12 protein-coding genes are annotated in these 14,081 nt (G+C 67.2%); 8 read left to right on the top strand and 4 right to left on the bottom strand.

What is annotated here, in order from left to right; translation table 11 throughout:
• The first annotated feature begins 81 nt into the window (after positions 1-81).
• Genes J2126_RS19415 through J2126_RS19390 form a run of 6 tightly spaced genes read left to right on the top strand, consistent with a single transcriptional unit; the run spans position 82 to position 8,081 of the window.
• Entirely contained in the window at positions 82-2,175 is a 2,094-nt protein-coding gene (locus tag J2126_RS19415) for a hydantoinase/oxoprolinase family protein (protein WP_348634347.1), read from the top strand.
• A gap of 12 nt (positions 2,176-2,187) precedes the next feature.
• On the top strand, positions 2,188-3,930 hold the full coding sequence (locus J2126_RS19410; protein ID WP_209488496.1) for a hydantoinase B/oxoprolinase family protein: 1,743 nt from the start codon (positions 2,188-2,190) through the stop codon (positions 3,928-3,930).
• Positions 3,927-4,790 carry a sugar phosphate isomerase/epimerase family protein gene (locus tag J2126_RS19405; RefSeq protein WP_209488495.1) on the top strand — a complete coding sequence of 288 codons (864 nt, stop codon included), beginning with the start codon at positions 3,927-3,929 and terminating at the stop codon, positions 4,788-4,790. Before J2126_RS19410 ends, J2126_RS19405 begins: the two co-directional genes overlap by 4 nt.
• A gap of 55 nt (positions 4,791-4,845) precedes the next feature.
• On the top strand, positions 4,846-5,592 hold the full coding sequence (locus tag J2126_RS19400; protein WP_348634346.1) for a TetR/AcrR family transcriptional regulator: 747 nt from the start codon (positions 4,846-4,848) through the stop codon (positions 5,590-5,592).
• A gap of 52 nt (positions 5,593-5,644) precedes the next feature.
• A complete protein-coding gene (locus tag J2126_RS19395; protein WP_209488493.1) occupies positions 5,645-6,718 on the top strand; it encodes a phosphotransferase in 1,074 nt (357 codons plus the stop codon).
• A gap of 16 nt (positions 6,719-6,734) precedes the next feature.
• Positions 6,735-8,081 carry an aspartate aminotransferase family protein gene (locus J2126_RS19390; protein ID WP_394102079.1) on the top strand — a complete coding sequence of 449 codons (1,347 nt, stop codon included), beginning with the start codon at positions 6,735-6,737 and terminating at the stop codon, positions 8,079-8,081.
• Between the two features lie 54 nt (positions 8,082-8,135).
• On the opposite strand, the gene J2126_RS19385 is transcribed toward J2126_RS19390, so the two are convergent.
• Positions 8,136-9,470, bottom strand: coding sequence for an aspartate aminotransferase family protein (locus J2126_RS19385; RefSeq protein WP_209488492.1), 1,335 nt, complete (start codon positions 9,468-9,470; stop codon positions 8,136-8,138).
• Between the two features lie 142 nt (positions 9,471-9,612).
• Between J2126_RS19385 and J2126_RS19380 the strand changes: the two genes are divergently transcribed.
• Complete coding sequence (locus J2126_RS19380) at positions 9,613-10,155, top strand: cupin domain-containing protein (RefSeq protein ID WP_209488491.1); 543 nt, start codon at positions 9,613-9,615, stop codon at positions 10,153-10,155.
• Between the two features lie 9 nt (positions 10,156-10,164).
• Here J2126_RS19380 and J2126_RS19375 read toward each other — a convergent pair whose 3' ends face one another.
• The 3 genes from J2126_RS19375 to J2126_RS19365 all read right to left on the bottom strand — a co-directional run bounded on the left by J2126_RS19375 (position 10,165) and on the right by J2126_RS19365 (position 12,674).
• Positions 10,165-10,824 (bottom strand): MarC family protein, encoded by a 660-nt coding sequence (locus J2126_RS19375; protein ID WP_209488490.1) that lies wholly within the window; start codon positions 10,822-10,824, stop codon positions 10,165-10,167.
• Positions 10,825-10,902: 78 nt separating this feature from the next.
• Positions 10,903-11,889: an MDR family oxidoreductase gene (locus J2126_RS19370; protein WP_209488489.1), complete on the bottom strand. Its 987-nt coding sequence runs from the start codon at positions 11,887-11,889 to the stop codon at positions 10,903-10,905.
• 44 nt (positions 11,890-11,933) lie between these two features.
• Positions 11,934-12,674, bottom strand: coding sequence for a FadR/GntR family transcriptional regulator (locus J2126_RS19365; RefSeq protein WP_209488488.1), 741 nt, complete (start codon positions 12,672-12,674; stop codon positions 11,934-11,936).
• 171 nt (positions 12,675-12,845) lie between these two features.
• Between J2126_RS19365 and J2126_RS19360 the strand changes: the two genes are divergently transcribed.
• Positions 12,846-14,081 carry an ABC transporter substrate-binding protein gene (locus J2126_RS19360; RefSeq protein ID WP_209488487.1) on the top strand — a complete coding sequence of 412 codons (1,236 nt, stop codon included), beginning with the start codon at positions 12,846-12,848 and terminating at the stop codon, positions 14,079-14,081.

Genomic DNA, 14,081 nt, shown 5'->3' with positions numbered 1-14,081 from the left:
CAAATCGTTTGTGCAAATCGTGTCTTGACGGAGGTGGCGATCATAACTAACCATCCAGTCCAATAACGAAGGAGATATGTCGTGGGGACACTCACCGGCCTGGAGCGCACCTCGACAGGCGCGCGCATCGGCGTCGATATTGGCGGCACCTTCACGGACCTCGTGCTCGCGGATGGACGCGGCGCGGTGTTCCACCGCAAGGTCGCCTCCACCCCCGCGGCGCCCGAGGAGGCGGTTCTGGAGGGTGTCGCCGCCATCATCGCCGATGCCCGGCTGACGCCCGCGGAGGTGACGGAGGTGGTGCACGGCACCACGGTCGGCTCCAACACGCTGCTGCAGAAGGTCGGCGCGCCCACTGGCCTTATCACCACCAAGGGGTTTCGCGACGTACTGGAGATCGGCCGGCTGCGCACCCCGTCCATGTTCGATCTTCAATGGGAAAAGCCGGTTCCGCTCGTCGCCCGTCGCCATCGCAAGGAGGTGGCCGAGCGCATCGCAGCCGATGGCACCATCCTCGTGCCGCTCGATGAGGCGGCGGTGCTGGAAGCTGCGCAGGAACTGGTCGATGCCGGCATTTCGTCCTTCGCCGTCTGCTTCCTCAACAGCTATCGCAATCCCGCCCACGAGCAGCGCGCCGCCACGCTCATCGCCGAGCACTTTCCGCAGGTGCGCGTCACAAGCTCCATCTCGGTGCTGCCCGAGGCGAAGGAATACGAGCGCACCAGCACCACCGTCGTGAACGCCTATGTGCGGCCGGTGCTCGAAGCCTATCTCACGCGGCTGGAGCGCGGCCTTGCCGATGCCGGCATCGACGCGCCCTTGCTCGTCTGCAATTCCAATGGCGCCCTCGCCTCTTCCGGCACGGCGCGTGAAAAGCCGGTGTTCTTCATCTCGTCCGGCCGGGCGGCCGGTGTCGTGGGCGGCTCGCGCCTCGGCGAAGCGCTGGATATCAAGGATCTCGTGGTGTTCGACATGGGCGGCACCACCGCCTCCGCCTCGCTGGTGCAGAATGGCGAGCTGACGCGGGTGAGCGAATACGAGTTCCGCGCCGGCATCTCCACGCCCAGCCGCTTCATCAAGGCCGGCGGCTACATGATGAGCGTGCCCACGGTGGACGTGGCCGAGGTGGGCTCCGGCGCCGGCTCCATCGCCTATGTGGACCAGGGCGGGCTGATGCGCGTCGGGCCGGTCTCGGCCGGCGCCGATCCCGGCCCCGCCTGCTACGGCAGCGGCGGTTCGCGGCCCACGGTGACGGACGCCAACCTTTTGCTCGGTTATCTGCCCGCCCAACTCGCCGGCGGCTCCCGCGCGCTCTCGGTGGAGGCGGCCCGCGCCGCCATCGCCCGCGATCTTGCCGACCCGTTCAATCTCACCCCCGAGGATGCCGCCTGCGGCGTGCGCGACGTGGTGAACGCCAACATGGCCCGCGCCATCCGGGCGGTGACGGTGGAGCGCGGCGTCGATCCGCGCGACTTCACACTGGTCGCCATCGGCGGCTCGGGCCCGGTGCATGCGGCGGACATCGCGCGCCTCCTCTCCATGCCCCGCGTGCTGGTGCCGGCCTCGCCGGGCGTGTTCACCGCCATGGGCATGCTGGCGGGCGATGTGGAGCGCTATTTCATCCGCCCGTTCGCCGTGAAGCTCGCCGATTTCCAGCCGCCCGAGGCGGAGACGGCCTTCGCCGCGCTGGAGGCCGATGCCCGCGCCGCCCTCGCCGGCGAGGCCGTGGCCGAGCACCTGATGAGTGTGACGCGCGAGGTGGACATGCGCTTCCGTGGCCAGGAAATGTCCCTCTCCGTGCCGTATCTGGCGGACCGGGATGCGCTGCACGCGGCCTTCAAGGCGGCCTATGAGGCCATCTACAGCTACTCCTCCTCCGACACCATCGAGGTGGTGAGCCTGAGGGTCATCGGGCGCGGCCTCCGGCCCGGCAAGATCGACTTCCGGGCTGCCCATGCGCGGGTGGAGGGTTCGAGCGAGCCGGAAAGCATCCGCAAGGTCTATTACGGCGCGGAGCAGGGTCACATCGACACGCCGGTCTATGTGCGCACGCGCTGCCCGGCGCGCATCGTCGGCCCCGCTGTCATCGAGGGGGCGGACAGCACCGTCGTGGTGCCCCCCGGCGCCACCGCGGAAGCCGACGCCCACGCCAATCTCCTGATCACCCTCGCCTGACGGGATCGCGCCATGCTCGACCAGACCGACAAGACCATCGATCCCGTCACCTTCGCGGTGCTCAAGAGCGCGTTCGAATCCATCGTCGATGACATGGCCTACACGGTCATGCGCACCGCCCGCTCGCCCATCGTGCGCGACGTGCTGGATTATTCTGCCACCATGTGCGACGCGCAGGGGCGCATCCTCGCCCAGGCCAAGACCGTGGCGCTGCACCTCGGTGCCGTGCCGGACGCCATGGAGGCCATCCAGCGCCACTATGGCGACGACCTCAATCCCGGCGACGTCATCATCCTGAACGACCCCTATGACGGCGGGATGCACCTGCCGGACATCTTCATGTTCAAGCCCATCTTCGACGGGGCGCAGCACATCGGCTATGCCGTGGTGATCTGCCACCATTGCGACGTGGGCGGCCGGGTGCCGGGCTCCAACGCCTCGGATTCCACCGAGATCTTCCAGGAAGGGCTGCGCATTCCGCCCCTGAAGCTGTTCGACAAGGGCGTGCGCAACAAGACCCTGTTCGACATCATCTCGAAGAACGTGCGCCTGCCCGATCTGGTCATCGGCGACCTTGAGGCGCAACTTGCCACCTGTGCCCTTGGTGAGCGCGAATTCCTGCGCCTCACCGAGAAGTACGGCATTCCGCTGGTGGAAAAATTCCTCGCCGAATTCCTCGATTATGGCGAGCGCCTCGTGCGCAAGGCCTTCGCCGCCTGGCCCGATGGCGCCTATTCCTTCACCGACTACATCGACGGCGACGGTTTCGACGAGAGCGAGATTTCGATCCATGTGACCATCACGGTCAAGGGCGATCACATCGGTGTCGATTTCGAGGGCTCGGCGCCGCAGGTGAAGGGCGCGATCAATTCCACGCTCTCCTTCGTCAAGTCAGCCACCTATCTCGCCGTGCGCTGCGTGCTCGACCCAGATGTGCCGAACAACGCCGGCCTCTATCGCTGCGTCGACGTGAGCGCGCCGAAGGGCAGCGTGCTCAATCCCGAATTCCCCGCCCCCGTCGCCGCCCGCGCCCTGACCGGCTACCGGGTGGTGGACACCGTGCTCGGCGCCCTCGCCGGCATCGTGCCCGAGCGGGTGTGCGCGGCGGGCGAAGGCGGCAACACGGTCGTCTGCCTCGGCGGCTACGACAGCGAGACGCGCGAGCCCTTCATCGTGGTGGACATGATCAACGGCGCCCTCGGCGCGCGGGCGACGCGGGACGGCATCGATGCGGTGACGAACCCCTCGCAGAACATGTCGAACATGCCGGTGGAGATCATGGAGGCGACCTACCCGCTCATGATCGAGGAATATGCGCTGCGCGACGATTCCTGCGGCGCCGGCAGGACGCGGGGCGGCCTCGGGGTCGTCCGCCAGTACCGCCTCCTCGCCGACGAGGCGGTGATGCAGCTGCGCGCGGACCGTTACGCCCATGCGCCCTACGGCCTGTTCGGCGGCAAGCCGGGCGCGCTCTCGCGGAACCTCCTGTCCGAGGCCGGCAATTTCGAGCTTCTGGCCAGCAAGGTCACGCGCAACGTGACCAAGGGAACGGTGATCCGCCACGAGCAGGCCGGCGGCGGCGGCTATGGTGATCCCCTGACGCGCCCGCCGGAAGCCGTGCTGGAGGATGTGCTGGACGGCAAGATCAGCCCCGCCTATGCCCGCGACGGCTTCGGCGTGCTGGTGGTGGACGGCGCCGTCGATGCGCAGGCGACGGCCGCGCTGCGCGGCGCCATGGCGGGGACCGCGTCATGAGCATCGTGCCCGGCGATTTCTCCCGCTTCGCCGTCAACCAGATCACCACCCCCTCCCTCTCCCTCGCGGAGGCGGTGGACACCTATGCGCGCCACGGCGCGCGGGGCATCGGCGTGTGGAACCAGTATCTGGAAGGCATCGCCCCCGCCGTCGCCGGGCGGCTGATCCGCGAGGCGGGCCTGTTCGTGCCCTGCCTGTGCACGACCGCATGGGTAAACCTCGCCGATCCCCTCGCCCGCGCGGCGGCCATCGACGAGAACCGCCGGCGGCTCGATGCGGCGCACGATCTCGGCGCGACGAGCCTCGTGGTGGTGCCCGGCGGCCTCGCCACCGGCGAGAAGGATATCCGCGCCGCCCGCAACCGTGTGGAGGACGCGCTCGCCGAGCTTCTGCCGCATGCCCGCGCGGCAGGCGTATCCCTCGGCCTCGAACCCCTGCACCCCATGTTCGCGGCCGACCGCTCCTGCCTCAATACCTTCCGCCACTGCCTTGATCTGGTCGAGACCATGGGCGCCGGCACGGGCATCGTGGCCGATGTCTATCATTGCTGGTGGGATCCGGATTTCGCGGACGGACTGAGGGAGGCCGGACCCGCGCGCATCCTGACCTTCCATCTGTGCGACTGGCTGGTGCCGACGCGGGATGTCTATCAGGACCGGGGCATGGTGGGCGACGGCGTGATCGACATCGCCTTCTATCGCCGTCTCCTGGACGACATCGCCTACGACGGCCCGTTCGAGATCGAGATCTTCTCCAGGCTCGACTGGTGGACGCGCGACGCCGCCGAGACCACGCGGATCAGCCTGGAACGCTGCGAGCCGTTCGTCGCACCGCGCGCTGGCGCCACAGTTTGCGGTTGACGGAAGCGGTGCCGCGCATCCTCATGGGATCATGGTTGAAAAGGAAGGCTCGGTCGTGAGTGAAAAGCCTCGCAAGCGTGATTCCATCGGGACGCAGGACAAGATCCTCGCGGCTGCGCAGATGGAATTTGCCCGGCGGGGGTACGACGGTGCGCGGGTGGACGCCATCATCGCCCGGGCGAAGATCAGCAAGAACCTGCTTTATCATCACTTCAGCTCCAAGGAGGAGCTGTATGTGAAGGTGCTGGAGCGCACCTACGAGGCCATGCGCCGCCGGCAGGAGGAAATCCCGCTCACCGGCCTTGAGCCCGTGGCGGCGATCCGCCGCCTGTGCGACGCGACCTTCCAGACCTTCATCGAGGAGCCCGAGGTCATCGTGATGATGAACTCGGAAAATATCCATCGGGGCCGCCACGTCGCCAAGTCGCCCATCATCCGGCAGCTCTACAGCCGCCTCGCCGGCGCCGTGGACGTCATCCTGCGGGAGGGCGAGAGCAAGGGTGTGTTCCGGCCGGGCGTGGACGCCATAGACCTCTACATCTCCATTTCAGCGATGGGCTACTTCTACATTTCCAACCGCTTCACCCTGTCGATGATCTTCGACCGCGACCTGATGCGCTCCGATTATCTGGAACAGCACAGGAAGACCATCATCGACATGACCCTCGCCTATCTCACCGAGGGCGCCCCCAACCGGCCGCAGGACGATGGCGAAAAGCCACAAGACGCTTCAGGGCGCGCGACGCCCCAATCCGAAACCGCCGCCCCCGTCCGGAGGAAGCGCGTGATCGCCAAGGTCTGACGCCCTGGCCGAAGCGACAACGCGCCCTTTCCGCGAGGAAAAACGACACGACATGCTGACGCCCTCCCACGCGCCCGACCGCCTTCTCATGGCCGGAGGGCTCGCCACCGCCTTCCGCTCCATTCCGCCGGACGAGGCGGTCTCCGTTCTCGCCCGTCATTTCGGCGTGTCAGGGACGCTGACGCGGCTCGACACCGAGAAGGACGACACCTTTCTGGTGGACGGCGCGCAGGGCCGCCACATCGCCAAATTCTCTAATCCGGACGAGGACCCGCGCGAGATATCGCTGCAGGCCGAACTGCTCGATTACGTGGCAAAAACCGATCCCCGCCTTCCCGTGCCGCGCGTGGTGCGCACGGCGGCGGGCGACGCCTTCCTCTCCCATGAGGACGGACACGGGCAGGTGCGGCTCGTGCGGGTGCTGACCTATCTGGACGGCACGCCGCTCGACCGGATCGACGCGACGGCGGACGAGCGCGCGAAACTCGGGGCCATCCTTGCCCGCCTGCGCCTCGCCATGGCGGGCTTCTCGCACCCCCACGACACCCGCGAGATCGCCTGGGACGTGCAGCATCTGCCCAAGCTCGCCTTCCTTGTGGAGCGGATGGAGGACAGGGCGCGCCGACGCCAGCTCGAACGCGGGCTCGATCGCTTCCGTGCCCTCGAAGGCCGGCTGTCATCCTGCCGCACGCAGGTGCTGCACAACGATTTCAGCCGCTCGAACGTGGTGGTGAACCGTGGTCAGCCCCAGTTCATTTCCGGCATCATCGACTTCGGCGATGTGGTGCGCACCGCCATCGTCATCGACCTGTCGACGGCGCTGCTCAACCAGTTGAGTCCGGTGGGCTCGGACCGCATGTTCGATGCCGGCCGCGACCTGCTGCGCGGCTATCTCGGCGTCGCGGACCTGACGCAGGACGAGCTGCAGCTCCTGCCGCACATGATCATGGCCCGCGTGGTGGCCCGCGCCCTCATCACCACATGGCGGGCCGAACAATTCCCCGACAACGCGACCTACATTCTGCGCAACACGCACCAGAGCTGGTCGCAGCTCGACCATTTCCTCAGCCGCTCCGCCGAGGAGGTCAGCGAGACCTTTCTCGGCGTCGCGGCCTCGCCCGTTTGAAGGAGGCGTTTCCCACATGACCGCAGTGAAGGAACGCAAGATCAACGTCGGCATGGTGAACGGCTTCGACCCGTCCAACATGTCCGCCCTCGACCCCGCGACGCAGGACATGGTGGCGCGCCGGCAGGCGCTGCTCGGCCCCGCCTATCGCCTCATGTACGCCCATCCGGTGGAGATCAGCCGGGCGAAGGGCACCCGTCTCTGGGACAAGGCGGGCAACGAATATCTCGATGCCTACAACAACGTCGTGTCCGTGGGCCACTGCCATCCGCGCGTGGTCGAAGCGGTGCATGAGCAGATGCAGACGCTCTGCACCCACACGCGCTATCTGCAGGACGGCATCCTCGATTTCGCGGACGAGATCGTCCCGACCTTCGGCGATCCCATCCGCCACATCATGTTCACCTGCACGGGATCGGAGGCCAACGACCTCGCGCTGCGGATCGCCATGCACCACACCGGGCGCAAGGGCATCGTCATCACGTCCGAGGCCTATACCGGCAATTCCTTCCTCACCGCCGGCCTGTCGCCGTCGCTCGGCAAGAAGTCGCCGCTCGGCGAATGGGTGCGGCGCATTCCGGCGCCCGATTCCTACCGCATGACCCCTGCGGAGATCGCGGCGACGATGATCCGCCAGCTGAAATACGAGATCGAGGAGCTGGAACGGCGCGGCGAGGGGCTGGCCGCCTTCATCGCCGATTCGCTGTTCTCGTCGGACGGCATCTATGCCGATCCCACCGACATCCTCGGCCCCATCGCGGAGGTGGTGCGTGCGGCGGGCGGCGTGATGATCGCCGATGAGGTGCAGGCGGGGTTCGGGCGGTCCGGCGACCGGCTCTGGGGCTTCCAGCGCCATGGCCTTCAGCCTGATATCGTCACCATGGGCAAGCCGATGGGCAACGGCTTCCCCGTCGCCGCCGTGGCCGTGGCCCCGCACGTCATCGAGCGCTTCGGCAACGAGATGCGCTATTTCAACACCTTCGGCGGCAACACCGTTGCCATCGCGGCGGCGCGGGCGACCTTCGATGTGCTGATTTCGGAAGCGTTGCAGGAGAATGCCGCCCGCATCGGCCGGATGATCCAGGACGGCATCCGGGAGATCGCCAAGTCCGATGGGCGGATCGGCGACGTGCGGGGCGCGGGGCTCTATATCGGCGTCGAGTTCGTGAAGGACCAAGCGACCAAGGCGCCGGATTCCGCCACCGCCCTCGCCGTGGTGGACGGGCTGCGCCAGCGCCGGGTGCTGATCTCCGCCACCGGCTACCACGCCAACACGCTGAAGATCCGCCCGCCGCTGGTGTTCTCGGCGGCGGACGCGGACCGCCTCCTCACCACCTTGGCCGAGACGCTGAAGGCGGTTTGACGATCCAAGCCGCCGCAAGTGCCCCAAGGCCCCTGCGGCGGCTCATTTCCGGCGTCAGGCGGCGCTTTTCAGCGTGTCGCCGATGACCGAGACGATGGTGTCGATCTGGTCCTTCTCCACGATCAGCGGCGGCGACAAGGCGATGATGTCGCCGGTGACGCGGATGAGAAGCCCCTTGCGGAAGCATTCGACGAAGATCTCGTAGGCACGGGCGCCCGGCGCACCATCGCGCGGGCGCAGCTCGATGGCGCCGACGAGGCCGAGGTTGCGGATATCCACCACATGGGGCAGATCCTTTAGCGAGTGCAGCGCCTCCTGCCAGTATTCGGCAAGCGCCGCCCCGCGGGTCAAGAGCCCCTCCTCGGCATAGATGCCCAGCGTCGCGAGACCGGCCGCGCAGGCCACCGGATGGCCGGAATAGGTGTAGCCGTGGAACAGCTCGATCTGGTTCTCCGGGCCGGTCATGAGCCCGTCGTGGACCTTGCGTGAGGCGAACACGGCGCCCATCGGGATGGCGCCGTTGGTCAGGCCCTTGGCGGTGGTGACGATATCGGGCGTGACGCCGAAATAGTCCGTCGCGAACGGCGTGCCGAGGCGGCCGAAGCCGGTGATGACCTCATCGAAGATCAGCAGGATGCCGTATTTGTCGGCCGTGGCACGCAGGCGCTCCAGATAGCCCTTCGGCGGCAGGACGACGCCGGCGGAGCCCGCCATGGGCTCGACGATGACGGCGGCGATGGTCTCCGCGCCATGCAGGGCGACGAGCCGCTCCAGATCCTCGGCCAGTTCGATGCCATGGGCCGGCAGGCCCTTGGAGAAGGCGTTGCGCTCGATATCGAGCGTATGGCGCATATGGTCGGCGGGGATCTGCGGAAAGACCCGCCGGTTGTTGACGAGGCCGCCCACCGAGATGCCGCCGAAGCCGACGCCGTGATAGCCCTTTTCGCGGCCGATGATGCGGGTGCGGGTGCCCTGCCCGATGGCGCGCTGGTAGGCGATGGCGATCTTGAGGGCCGTATCCACCGATTCCGAGCCGGAGCCGGTGAAGAATACGCGGTCGAGGCCGCCGTCCTTGCCGCCGGGAGCCATGGCGGCAAGCTTTTCGGCGAAGGCGAAGACGATGGGATGGCCCATCTGGAAGGTGGGCGCATAATCGAGTTCGCCCAGCTGGCGCGCGACCGCCTCGGCGATCTGGGCGCGGCCATGGCCGGCATTGACGCACCAGAGGCCGGACGTGCCGTCCAGAACCGAGTTGCCGTCGATGTCGGTGTAATACATGCCCTTGGCACCCGACAGCAGGCGCGGCGCCGCCTTGAACTGGCGGTTCGCGGTGAACGGCATCCAGAAATTATCGAGACTGGGCTGGTTGGACCGGACGTGAAGGGTCATGCCGTTCTCCTCTTGGCTGCCTCCACATCGGCCAATTGCGCAGGCCGAACAAGTCGTTTTCTGGAACCACCTATCTCATTGATATTTCTTCATCCGAGTGGCATGATTTTCGATATATTCAACACCCGAAACAGGGCTCGCCATGGACATCGGGGACAGGCTGCGCCAGTTGCGGCTCCTGCACGGCATTTCCCAGCGCGAGCTTGCCAAGCGCACGGGCGTGACCAACTCCACCATCTCGCTGATCGAGTCCAACACGTCCAACCCTTCGGTCGGCGCGCTGAAGCGCATTCTCGAGGGCATCCCCATCGGGCTCGCGGAATTCTTCGCGTTCGAGCCCGAGGCGCCGAAGAAGACCTTCTACGCCGCCGAGGAACTCACCGAGATCGGCAAGGGCGCCATCTCCTACCGCCAGGTGGGCGAGCGGCTGTTCGGCCGGAAGCTTCAGATTCTGAAGGAATGCTACCAGCCCGGGGCCGACACCGGCGTGGTGCCGCTCGTCCACGAAGGCGAGGAGGGCGGCGTCGTCCTGTCCGGGCGGCTGGAGGTGACGGTTGACGATGTGCGGCGCATCCTCGGCCCCGGCGATGCCTATTATTTCGAGAGCCGCCGCCCCCACCGCTTCCGCTGCATCGGCCCGCGCCCCTGCGAGGTCATCAGCGCCTGCACGCCGCCGAGCTTCTGAGCGAACGTCCTATCCCGCGTGCGCGACCCAGGCCGGGAAGAGGTGGCCCAGCGCGTCGGTCAGCATCTCCATGGCGATGGCCGCGAGCACGATGCCCATCAGGCGCTTCGAGATGCTGAGCGCGGTGGCAGACAGGACGGAGGAAAGCGCGGGCGCCACGGCCATTGCGATGGAGAAGAACACCACATAGCCGATGAGCGCGAGATAAAACCCCGCCGCGCCGCCTGCCGTGGCGCTGGAGCCCGAGAAGACGATGATCGTCGTCATGGTGCCCGGCCCGATGGAAAGCGGGATGCCCAGCGGGTAGACGCCCATGCTGGAGGCCGAGCTGAAGGTCTTCTTTTCCGCCTCCGTGCCCGCGTGCGCGCTGTGCTCCTCGCCGCTGAGCATGGAGAGCGCGAGAAGCAGCACGATGAGCCCGCCGGCCAGCTGGAAATGGGTGACATCGATGCCGAAGACGCCCAGCACGAAGCGCCCGCCCAGCGCGCAGATCAGGCAGCCCAGCGCCACAGTCGCGTTCAGCACCAGCATGGTGCTGCGCCGCTCGGCCGGGGAGCGGTCCGCCGTCAGGCTGAGGAACACCGGAATGATCGTCAGCGGGTTCATGATGGCGAACAGCGCCGCGAACAGCTTGGCGGACAGCGTCAGATCGATACCGGCGAAATTCACGTCGCAAGCCCCCTGCGGCGGACGAGTCACTGTCCGCCGACCCTAGTGCAGGGGGGCCTCCGGCTCAATGAGGATCGCTCAGATGCGGACCACCGTGCGCCCGCGCACGCCGCCGACGATGATGTCTTCCGCCACCTGCGGGAGATCTTCCAGAGTGACCTCGCGGGTGACGAGATCGAAATCGGCCTCTGTGAGGATCTCGCCCAGCCGTGTCCAGGCGGCGAGGCGGCGCGGGGTCGGGCAGTTCACCGAATCGACGCCCAGCAGCGCCACGTTGCGCAGGATGAAGGGGAAGACGGTGGTCGGCAGGTCGGTGGCCGCAGCGAGGCCGCAGGCGGCCACCGCGCCGCCGTAGCGGGTGGCGGCGAGCACGTTGGCGAGGATGGTACCGCCCACCGTGTCCACGGCGCCATGCCAGCGCTCGCCGGCGAGCGGCTTGCCCGCCGCCGCGTAGGTGGCGCGGTCCACGATGTCGATGGCGCCGAGGCTCTTCAGGAAGTCGGCCTCCGCCGGACGACCGGTGAGCGCGCTCACCTTGTAGCCGAGGCGCGAAAGCAGGCGCACCGCGACGCTGCCCACGCCGCCGGCCGCGCCGGTGACGAGCACGTCGCCGCCTTCAGTGATGCCGTAGCGCTCGAGCGCATCCACGCAGAGCATGGCGGTGAGGCCGGCCGTGCCGATGGCCATGGCCTGGCGCGGGGTGAGGCCGGCGGGCAGCTTCACCAGCCACTCGCCCTTCACCTTGGCCCGCTCGGCGAAGCCGCCGGACCAGTTCTCGCCGACGCCCCAGCCGGTCAGCACCACCTTGTCGCCGGGGGCGAAGGCGGGATTGTCGCTCGCGCGCACCGTGCCGGCGAAATCGATGCCCGGCACCATGGGCAGCGCGCGCAGGATGCGGCTCATGCCCTTCAGCGCGAGGCCGTCCTTGTAGTTGAAGGAGGAGTATTCCACGTCCACCGTCACGTCGCCGGCCGGCAGATCGGCCTCGGTGATGGTCTCGATGGCGATGGCCTGCCCGGCGTCGGTCTTGCGCGCCATGAGGGCGCGGAAGGTCTCGGTGCTCATTGGACGTTTCCCTGTGATGTGCGTGGACCGCGCGGGCGGTGTACTCAGGGCCTTGCGGCCTTGCGGGCCTCTTCGGCCTTCTCGTACTGGGCGCGGATGTAGCGCACGAGCCCGCCGAGGGCGGTCACCGCCGCCTCGCCATCGCGGTCCCTCAGGGCCGCAAGCAGGGTCTCGTGGTGGGCGACGATCTCCTTCCGGTCGCGGACGCGGAAGATGATCATGTTGCTCACCGGCATGAGCGCTTCCACCACCGCATTCATGAGGAAGCGCAGCAAAGCGTTGCCCGCGGCGTCCACGATGGTGCGGTGGAAGCGCACGTCGGAGGCGCAGAAATCCTGATCCGATAGGGACGCCGTGCGCTGCAGGGCAATCTCCGCCTCCAGCGCCGCGAGGTGGGCGTCCGTCCGGTTCTGGGCCGCAAGGCGGCAGCAGACGGCTTCCATCTCGAGCCGCGCCGTCGCCATCTCCTCCAGCGAGACGCCGCCCGTGGCGACGAGGATCGTCACGGACGTGCCGAGGCTGGTGGCGAGTTCTTCCGGCGACGGGCCGGTCACGAAGGTGCCCCCCGTCGGGCCGCGCCGCGAGCGGATGAGGTGGCGCGCCGCCAGCCGCTTCAAAGCCTCGCGCACGGTGGGGCGCGAGACGCCGAACTGCGCGGCCAGTTCCTCCTCGGTCGGCAGGCGCTCATCCACCTTCAGCCGGCCGTCCATGATGGCCTGCTGGAGCTGATCGGCGATCTGACTCGCCGCGCTGGTGGTGACGATCTGGCCGTAGCTCGGTTCCATCTGATCCGTTCCGGGGACGCCTGTGGTCATCCCCTTGGTCTCAGATCGGCGGCGTCAAATCAACTAAAAATTATTCGTTTGACAAATCTTCAAATGAGCCTTTGGTTCTACAGATCGCGGACGGAGATGCCGCGGCAAAAAGAAGACACTGGAAACGCCGGGAGAGAAGAAATGCGCGCTGCCCTCGTAGCGGCGACCGTGCTGTCGTGCGCCGTCGCCGTCCCCATCACGACTGCTCACAGGGCCTCAGCCCAGGATCTGCCGACGTTCCGCATCGGCGTGATGAACGACCAGTCGAGCCTTTATTCCGACATCGCAGGTCCCGGCTCCGTCACCGCCGCCCAGATGGCGGTCGCGGACTTCAATCCGGAGAAGCACGGCTTCAAGGTGGAGGTGGTTTCCGCCGATCACCAGAACAAGGCGGACATCGGCTCCTCCATCGCGCGGCGCTGGTACGACCTCGACAAGGTGGACGCCATCGTCGACGTGCCCACCTCCTCGGTGGCCCTCGCCGTCGCCGATATCAGCCGCGACAAGAACAAGGTCTTCCTGGTCGCGAGCGCCGGCACGTCCGACCTCACGGCCAAGGCCTGCACGCCCAATACGGTCCATTGGACCTACGACACCTGGGCGCTCGCCAACGGCACCGCCCGCGCCATGATCAAGCAGGGCGGCGATTCCTGGTACTTTCTGACCGCCGATTACGCCTTCGGCCATGCGCTGGAGCGCGACGCGGCCGAGGTGGTGAAGGCCAATGGCGGCAAGGTGATGGGCCGCGCGCTGGCGCCGTTCCAGAGTTCGGATTTCTCCTCCTTCATCCTCCAGGCGCAGGGCTCGGGCGCCAAGGTGGTGGCGCTGGCCAATTCCGGTGGCGACACCATCAATTCGGTCAAGCAGGCGGCGGAATTCGGCCTGTCGCAGAAGCAGAAGCTGGTCAGCCTTCTCATCTTCCTGTCCGACATCCATTCTCTGGGCCTGAAAACCGCGCAGGGCCTCATGCTCACCAACGCCTTCTACTGGGACCTCAACGACGGCACCCGCGCCTTCGGCAAGGCCTTCGGGGCGCGCAACAACGGCCGCATGCCGACCATGAACCAGGCCGGCACCTATGCCGCCACGCTGCACTGGATGAAGGCCATCGCGGCCATGGACAAGGCGAAGGCCCATGACGGTGCCGCCGTGGTTGCCCAGATGAAGGCCATGCCCACGAACGATCCCCTCTTTGGCAAGGGCCACATCCGCGCCGACGGCCGCACCATCCACGACATGTATCTGTGGCAGGTGAAGACGCCCGAGGAGTCCAAGGGTCCCTACGACTATCTGAAGCTGGTGGCGACCATCCCCGGCGACGAGGCCTTCCGGCCCATGTCGCCCGAGACCTGCCCCATGCTGAAGAAGGCCGGCTGA

It is taken from the genome of Xanthobacter flavus, from assembly GCF_017875275.1.
Taxonomy (GTDB): domain Bacteria; phylum Pseudomonadota; class Alphaproteobacteria; order Rhizobiales; family Xanthobacteraceae; genus Xanthobacter; species Xanthobacter flavus_A.
Note: the sequence above shows the minus strand (reverse complement) of the source record. Positions and strands in the feature narration are given on the sequence as shown.